This is a genomic window from Caballeronia sp. INDeC2, assembly GCF_023631325.1.
GTDB lineage: Bacteria > Pseudomonadota > Gammaproteobacteria > Burkholderiales > Burkholderiaceae > Caballeronia.
Genome location: NZ_JALQDG010000030.1, coordinates 327764 through 349782, shown reverse-complemented (window position 1 = coordinate 349782; position 22019 = coordinate 327764). Strand labels below are relative to the sequence as shown.

18 protein-coding genes and 1 tRNA gene are annotated in these 22019 nt (G+C 63.4%); 13 read left to right on the top strand and 6 right to left on the bottom strand.

The annotated features are described in order from the left end of the window. The first annotated feature begins 5 nt into the window (after positions 1 to 5). The gene (locus tag NCS28_RS20115) at positions 6 to 878 is read left to right on the top strand and encodes a proteasome-type protease (protein ID WP_250515509.1); all 873 of its coding nucleotides are present in this window, start codon (positions 6 to 8) and stop codon (positions 876 to 878) included. Between the two features lie 110 nt (positions 879 to 988). Here NCS28_RS20115 and NCS28_RS20110 read toward each other — a convergent pair whose 3' ends face one another. Together NCS28_RS20110 and NCS28_RS20105 are read right to left on the bottom strand one after the other, a co-directional pair. After that, the gene (locus tag NCS28_RS20110; protein WP_250515508.1) at positions 989 to 2173 is read right to left on the bottom strand and encodes a porin; all 1185 of its coding nucleotides are present in this window, start codon (positions 2171 to 2173) and stop codon (positions 989 to 991) included. Positions 2174 to 2495: 322 nt separating this feature from the next. Beyond that, the gene (locus tag NCS28_RS20105; protein WP_250515507.1) at positions 2496 to 3839 is read right to left on the bottom strand and encodes a YihY/virulence factor BrkB family protein; all 1344 of its coding nucleotides are present in this window, start codon (positions 3837 to 3839) and stop codon (positions 2496 to 2498) included. Positions 3840 to 4046: 207 nt separating this feature from the next. On the opposite strand from NCS28_RS20105, the gene fdnG reads away from it, so the two are divergent. The 9 genes from fdnG to NCS28_RS20060 all read left to right on the top strand — a co-directional run bounded on the left by fdnG (position 4047) and on the right by NCS28_RS20060 (position 15970). Further along, on the top strand, positions 4047 to 7115 hold the full coding sequence (gene fdnG / locus NCS28_RS20100; RefSeq protein WP_250515506.1) for a formate dehydrogenase-N subunit alpha: 3069 nt from the start codon (positions 4047 to 4049) through the stop codon (positions 7113 to 7115). Between the two features lie 10 nt (positions 7116 to 7125). Continuing rightward, positions 7126 to 8070 carry a formate dehydrogenase subunit beta gene (gene fdxH, locus NCS28_RS20095; RefSeq protein WP_250515505.1) on the top strand — a complete coding sequence of 315 codons (945 nt, stop codon included), beginning with the start codon at positions 7126 to 7128 and terminating at the stop codon, positions 8068 to 8070. Further along, positions 8057 to 8707 carry a formate dehydrogenase subunit gamma gene (locus tag NCS28_RS20090; protein ID WP_250515504.1) on the top strand — a complete coding sequence of 217 codons (651 nt, stop codon included), beginning with the start codon at positions 8057 to 8059 and terminating at the stop codon, positions 8705 to 8707. Before fdxH ends, NCS28_RS20090 begins: the two co-directional genes overlap by 14 nt. Positions 8708 to 8812: 105 nt before the next feature. Then, positions 8813 to 9787: a formate dehydrogenase accessory protein FdhE gene (gene fdhE, locus NCS28_RS20085; protein ID WP_250515503.1), complete on the top strand. Its 975-nt coding sequence runs from the start codon at positions 8813 to 8815 to the stop codon at positions 9785 to 9787. Beyond that, on the top strand, positions 9784 to 11220 hold the full coding sequence (gene selA / locus NCS28_RS20080) for an L-seryl-tRNA(Sec) selenium transferase (protein ID WP_250515502.1): 1437 nt from the start codon (positions 9784 to 9786) through the stop codon (positions 11218 to 11220). The genes fdhE and selA overlap by 4 nt, the downstream gene beginning before the upstream one ends. Beyond that, a complete protein-coding gene (gene selB / locus NCS28_RS20075; RefSeq protein ID WP_250515501.1) occupies positions 11217 to 13124 on the top strand; it encodes a selenocysteine-specific translation elongation factor in 1908 nt (635 codons plus the stop codon). The genes selA and selB overlap by 4 nt, the downstream gene beginning before the upstream one ends. A 35-nt stretch (positions 13125 to 13159) precedes the next feature. Continuing rightward, positions 13160 to 15163 (top strand): bifunctional DedA family/phosphatase PAP2 family protein, encoded by a 2004-nt coding sequence (locus tag NCS28_RS20070; RefSeq protein WP_250515500.1) that lies wholly within the window; start codon positions 13160 to 13162, stop codon positions 15161 to 15163. Between the two features lie 40 nt (positions 15164 to 15203). Then, complete coding sequence (locus NCS28_RS20065) at positions 15204 to 15827, top strand: DedA family protein (protein ID WP_250515499.1); 624 nt, start codon at positions 15204 to 15206, stop codon at positions 15825 to 15827. Positions 15828 to 15877: 50 nt separating this feature from the next. Then, positions 15878 to 15970, top strand: a tRNA-Sec gene (locus tag NCS28_RS20060). 115 nt (positions 15971 to 16085) lie between these two features. On the opposite strand, the gene NCS28_RS20055 is transcribed toward NCS28_RS20060, so the two are convergent. Continuing rightward, positions 16086 to 16358 (bottom strand): helix-turn-helix domain-containing protein, encoded by a 273-nt coding sequence (locus NCS28_RS20055; protein ID WP_250515498.1) that lies wholly within the window; start codon positions 16356 to 16358, stop codon positions 16086 to 16088. Positions 16359 to 16408: 50 nt separating this feature from the next. On the opposite strand from NCS28_RS20055, the gene NCS28_RS33365 reads away from it, so the two are divergent. Both NCS28_RS33365 and NCS28_RS20050 read left to right on the top strand, forming a co-directional pair. Continuing rightward, entirely contained in the window at positions 16409 to 16744 is a 336-nt protein-coding gene (locus NCS28_RS33365; protein WP_350029803.1) for a transposase, read from the top strand. After that, complete coding sequence (locus tag NCS28_RS20050) at positions 16716 to 16958, top strand: hypothetical protein (RefSeq protein WP_250515497.1); 243 nt, start codon at positions 16716 to 16718, stop codon at positions 16956 to 16958. Before NCS28_RS33365 ends, NCS28_RS20050 begins: the two co-directional genes overlap by 29 nt. Positions 16959 to 17260: 302 nt before the next feature. On the opposite strand, the gene NCS28_RS20045 is transcribed toward NCS28_RS20050, so the two are convergent. The 3 genes from NCS28_RS20045 to NCS28_RS20035 all read right to left on the bottom strand — a co-directional run bounded on the left by NCS28_RS20045 (position 17261) and on the right by NCS28_RS20035 (position 20509). Then, positions 17261 to 18295: a LacI family DNA-binding transcriptional regulator gene (locus NCS28_RS20045; RefSeq protein WP_250515496.1), complete on the bottom strand. Its 1035-nt coding sequence runs from the start codon at positions 18293 to 18295 to the stop codon at positions 17261 to 17263. A 53-nt stretch (positions 18296 to 18348) separates the two neighbouring features. After that, a complete protein-coding gene (locus NCS28_RS20040) occupies positions 18349 to 19506 on the bottom strand; it encodes a cupin domain-containing protein (RefSeq protein ID WP_250515495.1) in 1158 nt (385 codons plus the stop codon). 88 nt (positions 19507 to 19594) lie between these two features. After that, positions 19595 to 20509, bottom strand: a complete 915-nt coding sequence (locus tag NCS28_RS20035; RefSeq protein WP_250515494.1) for a LysR substrate-binding domain-containing protein — start codon at positions 20507 to 20509, stop codon at positions 19595 to 19597. A 164-nt stretch (positions 20510 to 20673) separates the two neighbouring features. On the opposite strand from NCS28_RS20035, the gene NCS28_RS20030 reads away from it, so the two are divergent. Further along, entirely contained in the window at positions 20674 to 22011 is a 1338-nt protein-coding gene (locus NCS28_RS20030; RefSeq protein ID WP_250515493.1) for an ABC transporter substrate-binding protein, read from the top strand. The last annotated feature ends 8 nt before the right edge of the window (positions 22012 to 22019 follow it).

The following is a 22019-nucleotide window of genomic DNA, read 5'->3' as shown; positions in this document are numbered from 1 at the left end:
TTGACATGACTTATTGCGTGGGTATGTGCGTGGACGAGGGACTCGTGTTTCTGTCCGACACGCGCACCAACGCCGGCGTGGACCACGTAAGCGCCGCGCGCAAGATGGTTGTTTTCGAACAGCCGGGAGAGCGCGTGATCGTTTTGCTCGCGGCCGGCAATCTCGCGCTGACACAGGCCGTGACGCATCTGCTCGCGGAGCCGTCCGATCCCGCCGCGCCCACGCTCTATAGCGTCCCGACGATGGCGGAAGCGGCGCGTATCGTCGGCGACGCGGTGCGCGAGGTGCATCGGCGCGATGCGCTGTCGCTCGCGGAATTCAGCGTCGACTTCAATTGCAGCTTTATTCTCGGCGGACAGATCTGCGGCCAGCCGCCGCGTCTTTTCATGATCTACGCGGCGGGCAATTTCATCGAATCGACGCGCGTGTCGCCGTATTTTCAGATTGGCGAATCGAAGTACGGCAAGCCGATCATCGATCGCGTCATCACGCCCGCGTCGCCGCTCGATGAAGCTGCCAAATGCGCGCTCATTTCGATGGACTCGACGCTGCGCTCGAATCTCTCGGTCGGTCTGCCGCTCGATTTGCTTGTGTACGAGAAGGACTCGCTGCGAGTCACGCGCTTCGCCACGCTCGACAACAACAGCGCGTATTACCAGATGATCAACAAGACCTGGGGCGAGCGTCTGAGGCAACTCTTCGGCGAGATTCCGAACCCGTCGTGGACCGAACTCGACAACGTCCCGCTGCGCCCGCGCGAAACGCGCAGCACGGTGCCGCGGCTCGTCATCGGGGATTTGCCGAGCCCCGGCGCGCCCGCGCAGACGCTCGCGGAAGACGTCGAGCAGAAGGGCAAGGGCCACGCGCCGCAACTCTGAAGTCACATTCCCGAGCGCATAAAAAAACAGCCATCGGAAATCCGATGGCTGTTCGAGGGTGCCGATGTCCTCCCGGCGCGGCACTTGCGTGCCACGCCAGTCGGTTGTTCTTAGAACTTGTGGCGCAGACCGATCAGCACCAGTTCCTGGTGGCTGCGGCCGCTGTCGAAGCCGAAGTCGCTGATCGAAGCCGTCGCGCCGACCGTCGAGGTCGTGCCGTCCGAGTTCGTCACGCGCTGCGTGCCGCTTGCGTGCTGATACGCGCCGACAGCGTAGACATCCGTACGCTTGGACAGCGAGTAGTCGGCGCCCAGGCTGACCTGGTGGTAGTTCGCCGAAGTGTCGCCGCTGGCGTGCGTGTACGTGTAGCCCAGGCCGAGCAGCGTAGCCGGCGTCAGCTGGAAGTTCACGTAGCCGTTGCCGACCTGGAACTTCTCTTGTTCCGCGAAGAGCGAGCTGCCGTCGTTCTTGTACTGCGCGAAGCTGTACGATGCGCCGACCGTGAACGGGCCGAACACGTATTGGCCAGCGCCGCGTGCGATGCCGATAGCGTGAGCCGTCGAGTAGCCGCCGTTGATCACCGAGTTGAACAGCGAGTCCGACGACGGGCTGTTCCAGCCGGAGTTCGTCCCGGTCAGAGGCGTGCGGCCTGCGCTCGGGTTGTTCACGTACAAGTAGCTGGCCGCGACGGAGAACGGACCGTTGCCGTACGTCGCTGCGCCGCCCCAGGTCTGGCCCTGGCCGGTCGTGCCTGCCAGATTGCTGAAGCCGTAGATGCCTTCGAACTGGAAGCCCGAGAACACCGGCGAAACGTACTTGACGGCGTTGCTCACGCGCAGGCTGTTGTCGTAGTTGTCGACGTCGCCCGGCGTTGCGAATGCTGCGCCCCAGTAGTTGTCGCCCGTGAGGCCCTGAACCATGTCGACGGACGGGTCATATTGACGACCCAACGTGACCGTACCCCACTGGTTGCCGCTCAAGCCGACGAACGCTTGACGACCGAACTCGCGGCCGCCCTGGTTCAACCGGCCGGTGCCCGGATCAAAGCCGCTTTCCAATTGGAAAATTGCCTTCAGGCCGCCGCCCAGATCTTCCTGACCCTTCAGGCCCCAACGCGGGCCGGAGAGCGTACCGTTGACCATGCCGAAGAGGTGGTCGCCGTTTGCGTTAGCGTGGCTCACGTATGCGAGGCCGGTATCGATCACGCCATAAAGCGTGACGCTGGTTTGTGCTTGCGCCGCGCCTGCTGCGCCGAGAAGCGCCAGCGAGAGGGACGTCAGTGCGATTCGTTTCATCGAATTCTCCACGCGAATGATTAAAATCGTTGTTGCCGGCGCAGAGAATAACGCAACGTTTCGTAACTTAAGAAACGAAAAAATATTGACTGTCTCGAAAAACACACACTCGGGCCGAATGCCCGCCTGTTAAGGTTCTCCGGCATCTCAAAGGGGAATTTTGCGAGACAGGGGCGTTTCGGAAAAGTTCCGCGCGCAATCGGACATTCGGATTGCGATTTTCAGCGTCGATATTCGATTACGTTCGATTCAAATAACAAAGAGCTTTCCCGGCGCGGGATTTTTCGGATTCGACGGACAGCCGCGCCCTATGCGCGGAAGGTCAGTTGCGGAAGTCGGCGTCTTCCGGCCGCGCAGCATCGCGCCGGGACAGCAATGCGACGGCCAGGCCCGCGCCCGCCGCGACGAGCACGGCGCGCCACGGATGACGCCGCACCGCCGCGTTCGCATGCGACGCCTTGCGGCCCGCGCCGATCATCGCGAGCGCGGTGACGCGCGTCGCAGTCGATTCCGCCCGCGCCACCTTGCGCGACAGTTCCAGCGCCCGCGCCACGGCGGACACCTTCTTGCGCGCCTGTCCCGTCAGTTGTTGCGCATGCTGCGCACGCGCACCGATCGCGCGTCGCGCGCTCGCCGTGACCGGCGCGTCCGCGCGAGCGCTCGCCGGCGTGACGGGCGCAACCGTCGATGGGCCCGCAGCCACCGGCGCGGCGGTGCGCGTCGACGCGGCGAGCATGGAACCGATCTTCGCGCGGCTTCCGGGCGGCACGCGGCCGTTGCTTTGTTGTCCCCATGCGCCGCGCGGATCATGCAGACGCGCGCGCGCCGCCGAAAACTCCGCGCCGAGCAAGAGCACGGCGGCGGAGAAGTACAGCCACATCAGGAGCACCGCGAGCGAACCCGCCGCGCCGAATGCGCTCGCGGTGCCCGCGTGCGTCAGATAGACCGCAAACAATTTCTTGCCCGCCGAAAACAGCAGCGCGGCGACGAGACCGCCTACGAGCGCATCGCGCCATTCGACGGGCGCATCGGGCAAAAACTTCAACAGCGCGCCGAACGCCGCCGTGAGAATCGCGAGGCCGACGCAGAGCTGCACGATATCGCCGACGATCACGAACGGCGAATTCGCCCACAGCCACATGCCGACCGCCTGAATCGCGGTATCGAGCACGAGCGAGACGATCAGCAGGAACGCGACGCCGAGCACGAGCCCGAAGGAGACGAGCCGCACGCGCACCATCGCCATGACGCTCGAACGCTGCTCTCCGGTCAGCGGCCACACGATATTGAGCGCCGTGTTGAGGGAGGAAAACGTCGCCGACGCGCCGACCGCCAGCAGCACGAACGAAATGATCGCGGCAATGCCGGTCCCGCCGCTGCGATGCGCATTCTCGACGATGCTTTGCACGCTGGCGGCCGCCTGGTCGCCGAGGAGTCCGTTCACCTGATGAAAGAGCTGCCCGCGCGCCGCTTCCGGCCCGAACACCCAGCCCGCGACTGCGATCACCATGACGAGCGTCGGCGCGAGCGAGAACGCCGAGTAGAAAGCGATGCTCGCGGCCATCGCGGCGCAACGGTTCTCCGAGAATTGCTTGAGCGCGCCCATGATCCAGGAAGCATCTTTTTTTACAACCGCTTCGATCTTCTGCGTGGAGACGGAACTCATGACGACCTCTCGATTCGATGATGTAGCGCGGATGCCCGGCGACGTTTATCGACCGAGCACGTTCCATTCCAGGCGCGCGACTTGCTGGACCGGCGCGATCCGCAGCGGCAAATAGGCGCATTGGTGCAAACACCGTGTCAACCTGTCTGCGCGATGTAATCGGCCACCATATACTTTAGACACCCACTTACGACGCCGAGGGCAATCATGCTCCAGATGTCACGGCGACAGTTCCTGAAGGTTTCCGCAAGCACGCTGGCCGGTTCGAGCCTGGTAGCAATGGGCTTCTCTCCGACACCCGCGCTTGCCGAAGTCCGGCAGTACAAACTGTCGCGCACCACGGAAACGCGCAACACCTGCCCGTACTGTTCGGTCGGGTGCGGCATTTTGATGTACGGCCTAGGCGACAACGCCAAGAACGCCAAGGCGAGCATCATCCATATCGAGGGCGATCCGGATCATCCGGTCAATCGCGGCACGCTCTGCCCGAAAGGCGCCTCGCTCATCGACTTCATTCATAGCCCGAGCCGGTTGTTGTATCCCGAGCATCGCGCGCCGGGGTCGAACGAGTGGAAGCGCATCTCGTGGGAAGAGGCGCTCGATCGCATCGCCGTGCTGCTCAAGGAAGATCGCGACGCGAACTTCGTCGAGACCACGCCCGACGGCAAGAAGGTCAATCGCTGGCTGACCTCGGGTTTCCTGGCGGCGTCGGCGGGGAGCAACGAGGTCGGCTATCTGACGCACAAGACCGTGCGCAGTTGGGGGATGCTCGCATTCGACAACCAGGCGCGTGTCTGACATGGCCCGACGGTGGCAGGTCTTGCCCCGACGTTCGGCCGTGGAGCGATGACGAACCATTGGGTCGACATCAAGAACACGGACCTGATTCTCGTGATGGGCGGCAACGCGGCCGAGGCGCACCCGTGCGGCTTCAAGTGGGTGACCGAGGCGAAGGCGCATCGGCGGGCGCGGCTCATCGTCGTGGATCCGCGCTTCACGCGTACGGCATCGGTCGCGGATTTCTACGCGCCGATTCGCACCGGCACGGACATCGCGTTCCTGGGCGGCGTCATCAACTATCTGCTCACGAACGACAAGATCCAGCACGAGTACGTGAAGAATTACACGGACATGTCGTTCATCGTGCGCGAGGACTTCGCGTTCAAGGACGGCCTGTTCTCGGGCTACGACGCGGACAAGCGCAAGTACGACAAGGCGAGCTGGGACTACGAACGCGGCGAGGACGGCTACGTCAAGACCGATCCGACCTTGCAGCATCCGCGCTGTGTCTACAACCTGCTCAAGCAGCACTACGCCGCCTATACGCCCGAGATGGTGACGAAGGTCTGCGGCACGCCGACCGACAAGTTCCTCAAGGTCTGCGAGATGCTCGCGACGACCGCAGCGCCGAATCGCGCGGGCACGATCCTCTATGCGCTTGGCTGGACGCATCACTCGGTCGGCGCGCAGATGATCCGCACGGGCGCGATGGTGCAGCTTCTGCTCGGCAATATCGGCATCGCGGGCGGAGGCATGAACGCGCTGCGCGGGCATTCGAACATTCAAGGCCTGACGGACCTCGGCCTGATGTCGAACCTGCTGCCCGGCTACATGACGTTGCCGATGGAAAGCGAACAGGACTTCGACGAGTACATCAAGAAGCGCGCGGCGCAGCCGTTGCGGCCGAATCAGTTGAGTTACTGGAAGAACTATCGCGCGTTCCACGTGAGCTTCATGAAATCGTGGTGGGGCGACAACGCGACGGCCGATAACAACTTCGGGTTCGACTACTTGCCGAAGCTCGACAAGGCCTACGACATGCTGCAGGTCTTCGAGCTGATGGCAGCGGGCAAGATGAACGGCTACATCTGCCAGGGCTTCAATCCGCTCGCGGCCGCGCCGAACAAGGCGAAGATCGGGCTGGGTCTATCGAAGCTGAAGTGGCTCGTCGTCATGGATCCGCTCGCAACCGAAACGTCGGAGTTCTGGAAGAATCACGGCGAATTCAACGACGTCGATTCGTCGAAGATCCAGACCGAAGTCTTCCGTCTGCCGACGAGCTGCTTCGCGGAAGAGCGCGGCTCGCTCGTGAGCTCGTCGCGCGTGCTGCAATGGCACTGGCAGGGCACGACGCCGCCGGGCGAAGCGCGTAGCGATCTGGAGATCATGTCGGGGTTGTGGCTGCGTATGCGAAAGGCGTATCAGGAAAAGGGCGGCAAGTATCCCGATCCGATTCTGAAGATGACCTGGCCGTATGCGGACCCGGAGAGCCCGACGCCCGAAGAGGTCGCGATGGAGTTCAACGGCCGCGCGCTCGCCGATGTCACCGATGCCGCGGATCAGACCAAAGTGCTCGCGAAACGCGGCGAGCAGCTCTCGAGCTTCGCGCAACTGCGCGACGACGGCTCGACCGCAAGCGGCTGCTGGATCTTCTGCGGCTCGTGGACGCAGGCGGGCAACCAGATGGGCCGGCGCGACAACTCGGACCCGACGGGCATCGGGCAGACGCTCGGCTGGGCGTGGGCGTGGCCGGCGAATCGCCGCGTGCTGTACAACCGCGCATCGTGCGATGTGAACGGCAAGCCGTTCGATCCGTCGAGGAAGCTCATCGCATGGAACGGACGCGCATGGACGGGGCCCGACATCCCCGACTTCAAGGCCGACGAGCCGCCGGACAAGGGCATGAGCCCGTTCATCATGAATCCGGAAGGCGTCGCGCGTTTCTTCGCACGCGACGGCATGAACGAAGGGCCGTTCCCCGCGCATTACGAGCCGTTCGAAACGCCGCTCGGCTACAACCCGTTTTTCCCGGACAACAAGGCCGTGACGAGCAATCCGGCCGCGCGCGTGTTCGCCGACGATCGCGCCGCGTTCGGCACCGCCGACAAGTTCCCGAACACGGCGACCACGTACCGGCTCACCGAGCACTTCCACTACTGGACCAAGCACGCGCGCCTGAACGCGATCGTGCAGCCGCAGCAGTTCGTGGAGATCGGCGAGGAACATGCGAAGGAAGTGGGCGTCGTCGCGGGCGATCGCGTGAAGGTGTCGAGCAATCGCGGGCATATCGTCGCGGTGGCGCTCGTCACCAAGCGGATCAAGCCGTTGACCGTGGAGGGCAAGAAGGTGCATACCGTCGGCCTGCCGTTGCACTGGGGCTTCAAGGGCCTTGCGCAGCCGGGCTATCTCGTCAACACGCTGACGCCTTCCGTGGGCGACGGGAACTCGCAGACGCCCGAGTTCAAGTCGTTTCTCGTGAAGGTCGAAAAGGCATAAGGGGGACGAGATGGCTCTGCAATCGCTCGATATCAAACGTGTCTCGGCGACGACCACGCCGCCGCCGGGCGACCGCGTCCCCGCGACGGGCACCGTGGCGAAGCTCATCGACGTATCGAAGTGCATCGGCTGCAAGGCGTGTCAGACGGCATGCATGGAGTGGAACGATCTGCGCGACGACATCGGCCATACGACCGGCGTCTATGACAACCCGCGCGACCTCACGGAGCATTCGTGGACGGTGATGCGCTTCACCGAATACGAGAACCCGAAGGGCGATCTCGAATGGCTGATCCGCAAGGACGGCTGCATGCATTGCGAGGATCCGGGTTGTCTGAAGGCGTGTCCGTCGCCGGGTGCGATCGTGCAGTACACGAACGGCATAGTGGATTTTCACGAGGAGAACTGCATCGGTTGCGGTTACTGCATCACGGGATGTCCGTTCAATATTCCGCGGATCTCGAAGGAAGATCACCGCGCGTACAAATGCACGCTGTGTTCGGACCGTGTCGCGGTCGGGCAGGAGCCCGCGTGCGTGAAGACGTGTCCGACCGGCGCGATCATGTTCGGCACCAAGGCCGACATGCATCAGCAGGCGGCGGAACGTGTCGAAGATCTGAAGGAGCGCGGCTTCGCGAATGCCGGTTTGTACGATCCGGCGGGCGTGGGCGGCACGCATGTGATGTACGTGCTGCATCACGCGGATCAGCCGGAGCTGTATCACGGACTCGCGAAGGATCCGCACATCAGCCCGCTCGTGTCGATCTGGAAGGGCGTGACGAAGCCGCTCGCGATGGCGGGCATCGCGCTCGCGGCGCTCGCGGGCTTCTTCCATTACACGCGCATCGGCCCGAACGAAGTCAGCGAGGATGACGAACTCGAAGCGCATCGCGAAGCGGACGAAGTGCGGCGTCGCCGGGAAGGCGGACAGGAGCGTGAAGATGAAACACGATAGCGAACTGCGCGACGTGAAGGGCCATCGTCTGATCGTGCGCTACACGCCGAACGAGCGCAGCAATCACTGGATCACCGCGATCACCTTCGTGCTGCTCGCGCTCTCCGGGCTCGCGATGTTCCATCCGTCGATGTCATGGCTCTATGCGATCTTCGGCGGCGGGCAATGGACGCGTATTCTGCATCCGTTCGTCGGCTGCGTGATGTTCATCTCGTTCCTGATTCTCGCGCTGCGCTTCTGGCATCACAACTATCTGGACAAAAACGACATCCAGTGGATGAAGCAGATGAACGACGTGCTGACCAATCGCGAGGATCGCTTGCCGGAGATCGGCAAGTACAACGCGGGCCAGAAACTGCTGTTCTTCGTGATGGTCGCGAGTCTCGTGCTGCTGCTACTGAGCGGGATCGTGATATGGCGCGCGTACTTCGCGTTCTATTTTCCGATCACGGTCATTCGCATCGCATCGGTCGTGCATGCGGCGACTGCGTTCGTGCTGATCGTGTCGATCATCGTGCATATCTATGCCGCGCTGTGGGTGAAGGGATCGATCGGCGCGATGACGCGCGGAACGGTCACGTACGGATGGGCAAGGAAGCATCATCCGCGGTGGTTCAGGGAGATTATCGGAAAGTAGGGGGCCTGTCGCAGTGGCGGGCCAGCGTACGCGGGGTGCGGTCCGTTTCATATCGAATTAGCTGATATCCTTGATCGACCGCTCATCCCCGCGAGGAAACCTTCCGTGGTTCAACGCATAGTCGAAGCCGCGAAAATCGAATCGCTCGATCCCTCGGCGATTCCGCGCTTGCGCATGCCCGAGCGCGCCACGATATTCGCCGCCCGCGCCGCGCGTCTCCTGCAACTCGCCGACGCGAGCAATCCTATCGCCGGTTATCTGCGTCTGATGGCCGCGCTCGCCGATGCCCAGCAGCGCGTGCTCGCACACTTCAACGCGCCGATGCCTTCGCGCGCATCGATCGAACTGAACCAGCGTCATTCGATGCCGATCGTGCCCGCGCTCACCGACGCGCGCGATCCCGCGTGGCGCGACGTGCTCTTCATGCTGCTCGACGGCATCGAGGCCGCGGGCGCGCTGACGCCCGCGCTCACGCAACTCGTCGGCCGTCTGCGCGCACTGGACGCCGCCGCGCTCGACAGCCAAGCCGATGCCGTCCTCGCGCTGCGCTTCGCCGAAATCGATCCGGCGGCCGCGCCCTTCGTCGCGGCCGCGCTGCAAGTCGTGTGGACCGATCTCGCGAGCCGCATCGACATGAAGGACGTGCCGTATCTCGACACGCCCGGCGTATGCCCCGTCTGCGGTTCGGTGCCGGTGGCGAGCATAGTGCGCGTCGGCGGCGCATACGACGGCTATCGCTTCGCGCAATGCGGCCTGTGCGCGACGGAGCTTCACGTGGTCCGCGCCAAGTGCACGAATTGCGATTCGACCAAAGGCATCGCCTATCACGTGATGGGCGCCGGCGACGAACCCGAAAGCGAGCATTCCGCGAAGGCGAAGAGCGCGCCGCTCAAGGCGGAGTCGTGCGACGAATGCGGCACGTATCGCAAGATCGGCTATCAGGAGAAGGCCTACGATTTCGAGCCCTACGCCGACGATCTGGCGAGCCTCACGCTCGACCTCTTGATGGGCGAGGCCGGCTATCGGCGCGCGGCGCCTCATCCGTGGCTGTGGCCCGAACATTCGGAAGACGAGCAATGAGCGACGTCAAAGGCGGCGAGGGCGGCGAACTGCGCGCATTGATGGCCCGCGTGCCGTCGGTCGAGCGCGTGCTCGCGTCGGCGGAATTCGAGGCGGTGATCGCCGGGTACGGACGCACGCAGACGCTCGCCGCGTTGCGCGAAACACTCGACGCATGGCGCGCCGATGCGCAGGCAGGCCGCGCATCCGTCGATGCCTTGAGCGATGCGCAGCTCGCGCGCACCGTCGATGCCAGGGTCGCCAAGCGCGCGCGAAGCAGCGTGCGCAGCGTCTTCAATCTCACGGGCACGGTGCTGCATACCAACCTCGGCCGCGCGCTCTTGCCCGACGAAGCGGTGCGCGCGGTGGCCGAGATTCTCACGCGGCCCGCGAACCTCGAATTCGATCTCGACACGGGCGCGCGCGGCGATCGCGACGATCTCATCAACGGCTTGATCTGCGAACTGACGGGCGCGGAAGCCGCGACCGTCGTGAACAACAACGCGGCGGCGGTGTTGCTCACGCTGTCCGCGCTCGCGCCGCGAAAGGAAGTGATCGTGTCGCGCGGCGAGCTCGTCGAGATCGGCGGCGCGTTTCGCATTCCCGACATCATGAGCCGCGCGGGCGCGAAGCTGCGCGAAGTCGGCACGACGAATCGCACGCATCTGAAAGACTACGACGAAGCGATCAACGCGCGGACCGCGCTCCTGATGAAGGTTCATTGCAGCAACTACGCGGTAAGCGGCTTCACGAAGGAAGTGACGCTCGCGGAACTCGCGCCGCTCGCGAAAGCGCGCGGATTGCCCCTCGCGATGGATCTCGGCAGCGGCACGCTCGTCGATCTCGCGCAATGGGGCTTGCCGCGCGAGGCGACGGTGCGCGAGACCGTGGCGGCGGGCGCGGATCTCGTCACCTTCAGCGGCGACAAGCTGCTGGGCGGGCCGCAGGCGGGGCTGATCGTCGGGCGGCGCGAGCTCATCGCGAAGATCAAGAAGCATCCGCTGAAGCGCGCATTGCGCGTCGGCAAGCTGACGCTCGCGGCGCTCGAAGCGGTGTTGCGGCTGTATCGCGCGCCCGAAACGCTCGCCGAACGTCTCACGACATTGCGTCTGCTCACGCGTCCCGCCGACGCCATGCGCCTCGCGGCCGAACGCATCGAGCCTGCGCTGCAAGGCTTCGTCGGAGACGAATTCACGGTGAGCGCCGAGCCGATGTTCAGTCAGATCGGCAGCGGCGCCTTGCCCGTCGATGTGCTGCCGAGCTACGGGCTCGCGGTGCGCCTCGCGAGCGGCAAGCGGCCGGGCGGTGCGCTCAACCGCATCGAGAAGCGGCTGCGCGACTTGCCGCGGCCGGCGCTCGGGCGCATCGCGGACGGCGCATTGCGGCTCGATCTGCGCTGTCTCGAAGAGGCCGATGAAGCCGCGTTCGTCGCGCAACTGGAAGCGCGCGCATGATCGTCGGTACGGCGGGGCATATCGATCACGGCAAGACCACGCTCGTGCGCGCGCTGTCGGGCGTCGACACCGATCGTCTGAAGGAAGAGAAGGCGCGCGGCATCTCCATCGAACTGGGCTACGCGTACGTGCCGTTGAGCGACGGCGGCGTGCTCGGGTTCATCGACGTGCCCGGACACGAGAAGCTCGTGCACACGATGGCGGCGGGCGCGTGCGGGATCGACTTCGCCTTGCTCGTGATCGCCGCCGACGATGGCGTGATGCCGCAAACACGCGAACATCTCGCGATACTCGAACTGCTCGGCGTGAGGCACGGCGCGGTCGCGGTGACCAAATGCGATCGCGTGGAGGCCTCGCGCGTGCGCGACGTGCACGCGCAAATCGAAGCGCTGCTCGCGCACGGCCCGTTGCGCGACGCGCCCTTGTTCGACACCGATGCGACGAAGCCCGACGACGATGGCGTTGCCGCGCTGGACGCACATCTTCGCGATGCCGCCGCGCATTGGCGCGCGCGTCGCGACGACGGCTTTTTCCGGCTCGCGGTCGATCGTGTCTTCACGTTGACGGGGCAGGGAACGATCGCGACGGGCACGGTCTTCGCGGGCCGCGTGAACGTCGGCGACATGCTCGCGCTCGCGCCGCGCGATGCGGGTGGCGCGCCCGTGCGCGTGCGCAGTATTCACGCGCAGAATCGCGCGACGCAGACGGGCCGGGCAGGCGAGCGTTGCGCGCTCAATCTCGCGGGCATCGACAAGGATGCGCTCGCGCGCGGCGACTGGATCGTCGATGCGGGGCTCGCGCGTGCGGCCGAGCGGCTCGATGTCGAACTGAGCTTGCTCGATGACGCGCAACTCACGCTCACGCATTGGGCGCCCTTGCATGTGCATCTCGGCACGACGCATCGCGTCGCGCATGTCGCGCTGCTCGAAGCGGACACGCTCGCATCGGGGCAGACCGCGCGCGTGCAGCTCGTCTTCGATCAACCCGTCTGCGCGTTGCCCGGCGATCGCTTCATCGTGCGCAATGCGCAGGCGAACCGGACGGTCGGCGGCGGGCGCGTGCTCGATCCGTTCGCGCCCGCCCGCAAGCGCCGCACGCCGCAACGCCGCGCGTGGCTCGATGCACTCGCCGCGATGCTCGACACGGACCGCGTCGATGCGCTCTTCGCAGAGGCGCCGTATGGCTTGCCGCAATCGCTCATCGAGCATCTTTGCGGACGATCGATGTCGGCGGAAGGCCTGCGCGCGGTATCCACACACGACGACACGCTTTACATTGCGTCGCGTCATTGGGACGCCATGCAAACGCGTCTCGTCGGCGCGCTCGCCGCGTTCCACGAACGCTTTCCCGATGAACAAGGCGCCGACGCCGCGCGTCTGCGCCGCATGGCCGCGCCGCTCGCGCCCGATGCGCTGTGGCGCGCGCTTGTCGACGATGCCGTGGCGAGCGGAACGATTGCGAGAGGCGGGCCGTGGCTGCATCTGCCATCGCATGCGGTGACGCTCGACGAAAGAGAGGAGACGCTGGCGCGCGCGGTGCTCGCATCGCTGGAACAGGGTCGTTTCGAGCCGCCGTGGGTGCGCGATCTGGCGCGCGCGCACGGCATCGGCGAGGACGAGATGCGCAGGCTCCTCAGGAAGCTCGCGCGCCGCGGCGACGTGTATCAGGTCGTACGCGATCTGTTCTATTGCCGCGCGTCGATCGGCGCACTGGCGAAACTCGTCGCGCAGCAGGCGCACGTGCAGGGCGGCGCAATCGGCGCGGCCGCTTTCCGCGATGCGAGTGCGCTCGGCCGCAAACGCGCGATACAGATTTTGGAGTTCTTCGACCGCGTTGGGTACACTCGATTCCACCGCGACCTTCACCTGTTGCGCGGCGATAGCCTCTGGCACGAGTCCGTCTGACGATTGCGCTTGCGCGCTTTCGCCTGTCGATCACGATGGAGCATTCCTACTTCAAGCTGTTGCATCTCTTGTCGGGCCACCCCGAGTGGGCGCTCGCGGTGGTGCTGCTTGCGTCGTTTCTCGAATCGGTCGCGTTCATCGGCACCTTCGTGCCCGGCAGCACCGCGATGTTCATCGCCGGGGCGCTCGTCGGCGCGGGCGCGCTGAATCTCGGCTGGGTATTCGTCTGCGCGATCGCGGGCGCCATCGCGGGCGACGCCGCGAGCTTCTGGTTCGGCCAGCGCTATGCGGACACGATCGCGCAGATGTGGCCGTTTCGCGCGCATCCGGGCGCGCTCGTCGCAGGCAAGAGGTATTTCGATGCGCACGGCGCGAAGAGCGTCGTGCTCGCGCGCTTCGTCGCGCCGATGCGCGCCGTCGTGCCTGTCGTCGCGGGCGTGGCGGGCATGACGCCCGCGCGTTTTCTCGCCGTCAACATCCTGAGCGCGCTCGTCTGGGCGCCGACGCACATCCTGCCGGGCGTCGTGTTCGGCGCGTCGATCGAACTGGCGGGCGCGGTGTCGATCCGGCTCGTCGTGATTCTGATCGTCGTCACCGCGCTCGGCTGGATCGTGTTCAATCTAGCGCGCCTGATCGTGTCGCACGCGATGCGCTGGACCATCGCGTCGCGCGAAAAAATGCTCGCGTGGGCGCGCATGGGCAACGGCCTGCCGGCGCGGCTCGTGTCGCGCGCGCTCGATCCGGGCAATCCGGCGACCGGCCACATCGTGACGATCTCGGTGCTGCTGCTCGCCTCCGCGATCGTCTTTTTCTCGGTGCTGGCGAATGTCGCGCGCGGCGCATCGATCGTGCAGGTGGATGTGTCGATCTATCGGCTGCTGCAATCGTTTCGCTCGACCTGGGCCGATTCGATTCTCGATGGCGCCGCGACGCTCGGCAGCACGCAAACGCTGCTCGCGCTCGGCGCGATGGTCGTCGTGTGGATGAGCGTCGAGCGGCGCTGGCGCACGGTCACGTACTGGATCGTGGCGGTGGCGTTTTCGCAATTGCTGGTCGCGGCGATCCGCTTCACCGCACGCGAGCCGGTGCTCATGTCGTTCGCGCCGACGGAGCACAGCTTTCCGAGCAGCCATGTGGCGGCCACCGTCGTCATCTACGGCTTTCTCGCGTTTTTGCTGCTGCGGCGCGTGGGCTTGCTGACGGGCGTGTGCATCGCGACGGCGACCTCGGCGATCGTCACGGCAGTCGGCGTCGCGGGACTGTATTTCGGCCGCTTCACGATCTCCGATGCGCTCGGCAGCACGGCGCTCGCGGCCGTGTGGGTCTTCCTGATCGCGCTCACGGCCGTATGGCGCAATCCCTCGAAGCCGAAACCGCGGCCCTTGATGCCGATTGCCGTGCTGGCCGTGATCTGCGCGAGCGTCGCATTGCAACTGAGCGATGAGACCGAGGCGCACAGCGCGGCGCCATCGACCATCGTCATCACGCCGATTCAATGGACCGATACGGTATGGCGCACGTTTTCGTGTTATCGGGCGAGCATGGAGGGCGACCGTCGCGAGCCGATCACCGTGCAATGGGCGGCGACGCCCGAGCAGATTCGTGGGCAGTTGCTATCGCGCGGCTGGACGGAGGTGTCGCATGTCAGCTTGAAAAGCGTGATGTCCGTGGTGCTGCCGAATGCGCCCGCGATCGATCTGCCCGCGTTGCCGCGTCTGAACAACGGCGAGCCGTCGAAGCTCGTGTTCGCGCGCTCGGTTCGCGGCGCCGACGAGCGCGACGTGCTGCGTTTCTGGCCGACGCATTACGCGTTGCGCGAGGGCGGGGGCACGGCGCCTGCCCCGATCTGGCTCGGATCGGTCGTGCACGAGCGCTTGCGGCGTCCGTCGTGGCCGTTCAACGTGCTGCGACCGGATCGGCGTGTCGATCCAATGGCTTTCGATCGCGGCGAGGGATCGCCCTGGCGCGGCATCGAAATTGCGAGCAGCGCGGGATGTGGCAACGTGCCGGTGATGCTCGTCGAGTCGAGGTCCGAATGATGTTTCGACTGATGCGTCGCAGGCGATCGAGAGGTGCCGATTGATCCAGATTCCGCCGTCGGCGATCGTGCAATGGGGCAGCGCGGCCGTGTTCGCGAACGTCCTCTTGACGCGTCTTGGCGTGCCGCTGCCGTCCGCGCCCTTGCTCGTGTTCGCGGGCTCGGCGGTGGCGAGCGGGCGATTGTCCTTCGCGCACGTGCTGTTCGCCGCGCTGTGCGGCGCGCTGCTCGGCGACAGCGTGTGGTTTTCGGCGGGCCGCATCTATGGGCGGCGGCTCGTGGCGGCGCTGTCGCGCAGATCGTATGCGGTCGATAGCGGCATGCGCACGACGGGCGAGTTGTTCGAGCGGCACGGCGCGCCGATCGTCGCGGTATCGAAGTTCGTGCCGGGGCTCGGACTCGTCACGCCGCCGCTGATGGGCACGACGCAGATCGCCGTGCTCGCGTTCTTCTTCTGGGATACGGCAGGGATCGTCGCGTGGGCGTCGTTCTGGCTGCTGGGCGGCGCGCTGTTCGAGCGGCAGTTGCATCTCGCGGTGCTCGCGCTCGAATCGCATGGCGCGACGGTGGTGGATGTGCTCTTCGCGGCGGGGTTGCTGTATTGCGTTTATCGGTTGATGCGGCGCAGACAGCCGCGTTCGCGCCCGGGTGATGGTAGCGGGTGAGGAGGCGCCGCTATAATCGAACGCCTGCATGCTTTGTCGTGGGTCCAGAAGGAAGGCATCCGTATCCGGTGGTGCGGCCGGGCTTCAAACCCGGTAGGGGGTGTCAGACACTCTCTGGTCGGTTCGACTCCGGCTGCCTTCCGCCGCAAGCGTTTCAGGGATTGGACGCGGCTTTGTGAAGGTAGCCTTAAATTTTCCGTTTGGAAGTCAATTGCTTGAAAAACTGCCCGCTGTCGTTACGCATAGTTACGGACGCAGCTAGCGTTGTACCGTCGGCGTGAAATCCGGCTGCAGCAGTTCAAAAGGTTGGCAGCCCAGTGCCCGTGCCAACCGGCAGAGGCTTTCCATCGATATGTTTCTCTCCTCACGCTCGATGCGATCCAAGTAGTTCCCGTGCACGTGTGCCAGTTCAGCCATTCGGTCCTGATTTAGACCTTTTCGCGCCCGCGCTGCACGAATATCGGCCCCCAGGACTGCGCATATTTCCGCTTCCATGTCTCCGCCGAAGCTTTCTTCGACAAGCCTTGACATTTCATTATCCTAACGAATCGCGTGTTTAAAAAACACGATAATGGTTTTGTATAACACGAAAGTGTCATTGCACGGCGCGATGTGCCTGGTACCGGTGGTCTGAGCATGCAAGACGCCGCCGGTGCTATACCGAGGCATTCAAGGCGCGGGTTGTCGCCGCTTGCCAAGTAACCGGCGTTTCAGTCGCCGTCGTCGCGCTGGAACATCAGCACAACGCGAACCTGCTGCGGCGCTGGCTTGATCAGGCAGAAGGCAGACTTTCAAAGTTGTCCTGGCGTCCTGCGGAGGCTGAATCGACACCCTGCAGTGTTCGTCCCTGTGCTATGTGGGCAAAGGAGGTAGCCTCGACCGAGATCCGTGTCGAAGTTCGCCGGGGCCATCAGTGATAACGGTGAGCTGGCCGGTCTCGGAAGCCGCGCAATGCGCGACGTTGCTACGCGAGTGGCTGCGTTGATTCGTGTCGACGAAATCTGGCTGGCAGTCGATCGGCTGGACATGCGAGCCGGCTTACACACGGCACTGGCGCGCGTGGTGACGGCGTTCGGTGCCGCGCATCCGCACCACGCCTATCTGTTACCAACCGCCGCGCCAACCGCTTGAAGGTGCTCGTCCACGATGGCAGGCAGCGCGGCGGCTGAATCAGGGGCAATTCGTCTGACCCCGCGCTGGCAGCGAAACCGAAGCAGCAGGCGCTCGCGCAGGAGCAGCTAGCGGGCTTGATGCTAGGGCTGCGGTGGCGGCGCATCGGCCAGGATGGCGTGTACGCATCATCTGACGCATCGGCGGTGACGTATACAGTTTCCAAGCCCGGTCAACGTTCGGCTTGCGGGTGCGCTTGGATACGGTTGGGGGGACAGCGGAGCGCCCAACAGTGGTCTTGAAAGTCACTACCAGTCTATGCCCTAGCCTCGAATCAAGCGAGCCGAGGCCCGCGTGACGAGGACCCCGGGAACAACCACGGCTCTTCGCTTAAGCCCTGGCGCCTCACGTCGCGTCGACAAAAGGCGAACTGCCTCCGCGGCGAGTTGGTCCACGTGCTGTCGTATTGTGGTTAGCTGATAGGTAGGTCGTCCAGCCTCCGGTATATCGTCGAAACCAACGATCGAAATGTCCGAGGGAATTGAAAGACCCAATTCGAACCGGCATGCGTCAAGTACACCGAGCGCGATCTGGTCGTTTGCACAAAAGACCGCTTCGAACGGGGCTTTTGAAGATGCCCCGTGCTCCAGCATCACTGCATGTCCCTGATCATAGGAGAAGTCGGAATGGACAAGATGAAGGGAAGTGCCATCTCTGTCGTGCAAGCGAGCGACAAAAGCGTCGACGCGAGCGTCGCTGACCGGTGCCCCGGCGGGGCCTCCAATGCATAGAAAACGGCGGTGTCCCGCGTCGTATAACGCATCGGCTATTTCACGCGCGCTCGCCGCATTATCGGTCGAAACGCTGTCGACGCCTTTGAAGGACGACTGCCGGTTGAAGAATACGACGGGCACTCCATGGCGCTGGAAACTTTCGATATCGGCAATTTCCATCGACGCACACGAGATGAGGCCATCCAGCGGGAAGTCAGCCGTATCGCGCAGCGCATGATGAACCGATGCGTCATCATCTACTGCGATAAGGAGCAGTTTTACGCCTTGCGTCGCCAGCGCTTCACCGATTGCGTATAGCACGTCCGGGTTGAAGCGCAAGGTGTATTTCGTGACGATCACCCCAATGACGTTTGACTGCCCGAGAATCAGCGAACGGGCGAGCGAGTTCGGCCTGTACCCGAGCTCTTCGGCAACCGCCAGCACCTGCGCTCGGGTCTCAGCGGAGATTCGCCGGTCGTCTTGAAAGCAGCGCGAAACGGTCGACTGGGAAACCCCCGCCGCGAGTGCAACGTCGTACGACGTCGCCCTGGGAGTGCGGGGCGATTTCGATTTTGTCAGCGCCATATACGAAGGAAAACCGGCAAAGACGCGATTCTAACCTTAGCCCTCGGTTCCGTTCAAAGCGCTTGCGCGGCTTTGCGCAATTCATAGGGTAACAGGTGCAGGGGAGCGACATAGCCATTGTGGTCTACGCCCCAGCCTTCGTTTGCTGCTGCTGCCACGATTTCGGGCGCCCATTCGATGTGCTTCTTCTGGTCGCCGCTGGTCATAGCCGCAATGAGCAAAGGGGCGTCGCCGACCGAACGGATGGAGCGCCATGCATTGGCAGGCACAGAAAACAGAGCCTGCTGCGGTACCGTTACGCGCGTCTCATGTCGAACGTCATTGAGCGTGATTTCTGCTGCTCCTTCGAACACGATCAATACCTGTTTGGTGTCGAGCGCATGCTTTCCAATCTGCTCACCCACACCGACCCGAAGCCACTCAATGGAGAATCCGTGCGGATTGGCCACAGCGGGCTGCGCATTGCGATCCTGTGAGATGCCAAAGCCTATGACGCTTGCCACCTCTGCGCCGTGGCCGGGTAGCACACTGTCGAGCAGCGCATGCTGCGACCATACCCGATCGTCGACCTTCACCAGGCGCTGTCGCATTTCTTCCGGCGCGTACCGGCGAAGACCCCGGAGTGCGTCGTCGTCAATGGGTTCAATCAGTTCTTCGGGCGAAGGCTTGGGCGCGCCTTTGCTCGTATCAACCAGCATGTTGTTCTTGGTCAGATACAGGCCGTGCCTTCCCGCCTGCTCGAGAATTGACGGATGCCAGATGATTCCTCCCGTATCGTCGCCCCCAAGGGCCGAAAAAATCCACCCGTCGTCATCGCCGACATTGCTGAAGCCCCGAAAAATCCAGGTCGGAATGCTCAGCACATCACCCGGTTCTCCGATCACCGTGCCTTCGTCACCGTTGGCGCCCCAGCGAAAGCGCCAGCGCCCCTTGAAAATCATAAAGACTTCGGCGGTGTAGTGGACGTGCAAATTGTTGACCACGCCTGGCGGCATCGCGGCGACGCCGAGACTAAAGCCGTGCGGCTCCTGAATATTTACGACTTGGTCTTCGCTTTGCGTGACCCCCGCGCCGATCAACGAATAATTTTCTTTCAGATCCGAGCCTTTCATCTTGCAGTCGATAAAGGCGACTTTACAGGGGACCATGTCTTGACGTTTGACCAGTCGCTTGCTCGCGTCGGCCTCGTTCACCGTGATGTATCGCGTCATCTCAATCCTCAGCTGTCCAGTTGTGCATTCGAATGCATAGAGTAGTGCACATCACCGAGAAAGGGAAGGGCCTAACGCTATGCCGTCTTCAGCCGCGGTTGGATTTTGAGTATCGGACCGCCTGGTCCATCGCGATATCGAGGAAATGTTTCAGCGCCGGATGCGCGTCGTCGGTGCGCCAGACGAGGTCGAGCTCGGCGTTCGGAAGCTTGTCGACGTCTAGATGACGAAACGTAACTCCAGGAAAGCGCATGTGTCGCGCGGACGCCGGCACGATGGCGACGCCGATGCGGCTCGACACCAAGGCGACGACTGTGTAGAGCTGCGTCGCATCTTGAACGACTTCGGGCGTCACGTCGGCGCGCTGCAAGATCTCTGAAACGATGTTGTAGAAGTAGAACGCATCCTTGCGGCTAAATAGAACGAGCGGCTCAGACGCAAGCGCTGGGACTGGCACGCGCCTCATTTTGGCGAGCGGATGGTCGTCGCGCAGCGCGAGCATCATGGGTTCGCTGATCAGCCGTCGGGTACTCAACTCGCCACTATCGCCCGCAATCGGGCGCGCAAAACCGACGTCCATCTCACCTGCGAGCAGCGCCTCGCGCTGCTTATTGGTCACGCCCTCGCGTAGCTCAAGTCGGATGTCGGGGTGGCGCTTTCGGTATTCGCTGATGCACGCGGGCAATAGCTGCGGCAGTGCACCGGCTACGAAACAGATTCCCAGGCGGCCGCGCTCGCCGCGTCCTGCCAGCTTGGCGTGTTCGACGACAGAGTCGGCCTGTGCCAACAGACGGCGGGCACCCGCCAGCAATTCGACGCCAGCGTGAGTCAATCGCAACGGGCGCTTCCCGCGGATGAAAAGCGTTGTATCCAGCTCGGCCTCGAGCTGCATGATCTGCTGGCTTAGCGGCGGTTGCGTGATATGCAGGCGAGCCGCGGCGCGGCCGAAATTCAACTCTTCAGACAACACGACGAAGTAACGGAGTTGACGGAGGTCGACCATGGTTCATTCAAAAAAAAGATGAAAGTCAAACAAATAATATATTAGACAGAACAAATTGACTGGTCCACATTGTTATCAAAGCGCGTCGCCGGACATCCTTGGCAAGAGCGCGCGAGAAAGATAATGCGAAGCGCGAAGTGCTTTGCGCAATGGAGGCAGATCCCATGTTGCGTTGTATCGCATCCGCGGCGTTTCTAAGTGCGTTGATAGCGGGCTTCGGCCCCGAAAGCATTGCAGCAGATCAGACAGCGCGCGGCGTGACGGATAGCAAGCCGCTCGCAGGAGAGTCGATCAAGGTAATGGCTGTATCAACGCCGCAATTTACTGCGCTTCAGAAGCGCACGCAGGAATTTACGGACGCAACGGGCATCCGGGTCACTTGGTCGTTCGTGCCCTTCAAAGCATTACAGGAAAAGGTGACGAGCGTAGGCGTGGCGGCCAACGGCAACTTCGATGTCGTCAATTACCTTGATCAATGGGGCGCATCCTATGCGCATTGGCTCGAGCCACTCAACGAATATGTGAAGCGCGACAGCTTCGACCTGAGCGACTATCCGCCTGCCTTTCTTGCGGCGGTCACGCATGACCGGAAGCTCTACGGCATTCCGTTGCGCAGCAACGTGCAGATGCTGCTTTATCGCAAGGACATCTTTAGCGCGCTCAGGCTGGGGCCGCCGCGCACATGGCAGGACATCATCGATGCAGGACCGAAGATTCGCGCGGCCTATCCGGACGTTGCGCCGCTTGCCTGCTATTACGGAGCCGACGGCAATCGGCAGAATCTATTCGCGTGGGCAGACTTTGTACGTGGCGCGGGAGGTGAGATTCTCGATGCGAAGGGGTATCCAGCTTGGACATCGCCTGCAGCGATGAAAGCAACGCTCGAGTACGTCGAGCTTTACACCAAGCACAACCTATGCGGCGCGGGCGCAACCTCCAACGTCGAGCAAGACGCACGCGTCGCATTCCAGCAGGGGCGCAGTGCAATTTTGCCGATCTGGCAATGGGCGTATTCCGCTGCGACTAATCCAAGGGACTCAACGCTTACGAAGGCACAGGTCGGATTCGCTCCGATGCCTGCCTACAAGCCCGGTGATCCGCCTACCACAGTGATCAACGTGATGCCCGTGTCGATATCAAGATATTCGAAGCACAAGGAGGCAGCCTGGGCCTTCATTAAGTGGGTGACAAATCCGGATCTCGACAAGCGTAACGCGATCGAGCGCACCGTGAACGGGTATGCGGTTGTTAACAGCGTGGTCAACCGGTGGTCGAGCTTACGCGATCCTCAGGTCAACGCGGCCAATGAGCAAATCCAGGCGGCCGCAGCCGTCGCGCTGGAAGGCAACGCGGCGCCCATGCCTGAGGTGATGTACTGGCCCGAAGTGGCCGACCTGGCGTCGGTGGCGATCAATCAAGCGGTGTCCGGCGGAGACGTCGATACGCTGATGCGTGACGCCGCAGAACGCGCGAACCATGTCGTGCAGCGTGCGCTGCGCTAAGAGCGTCT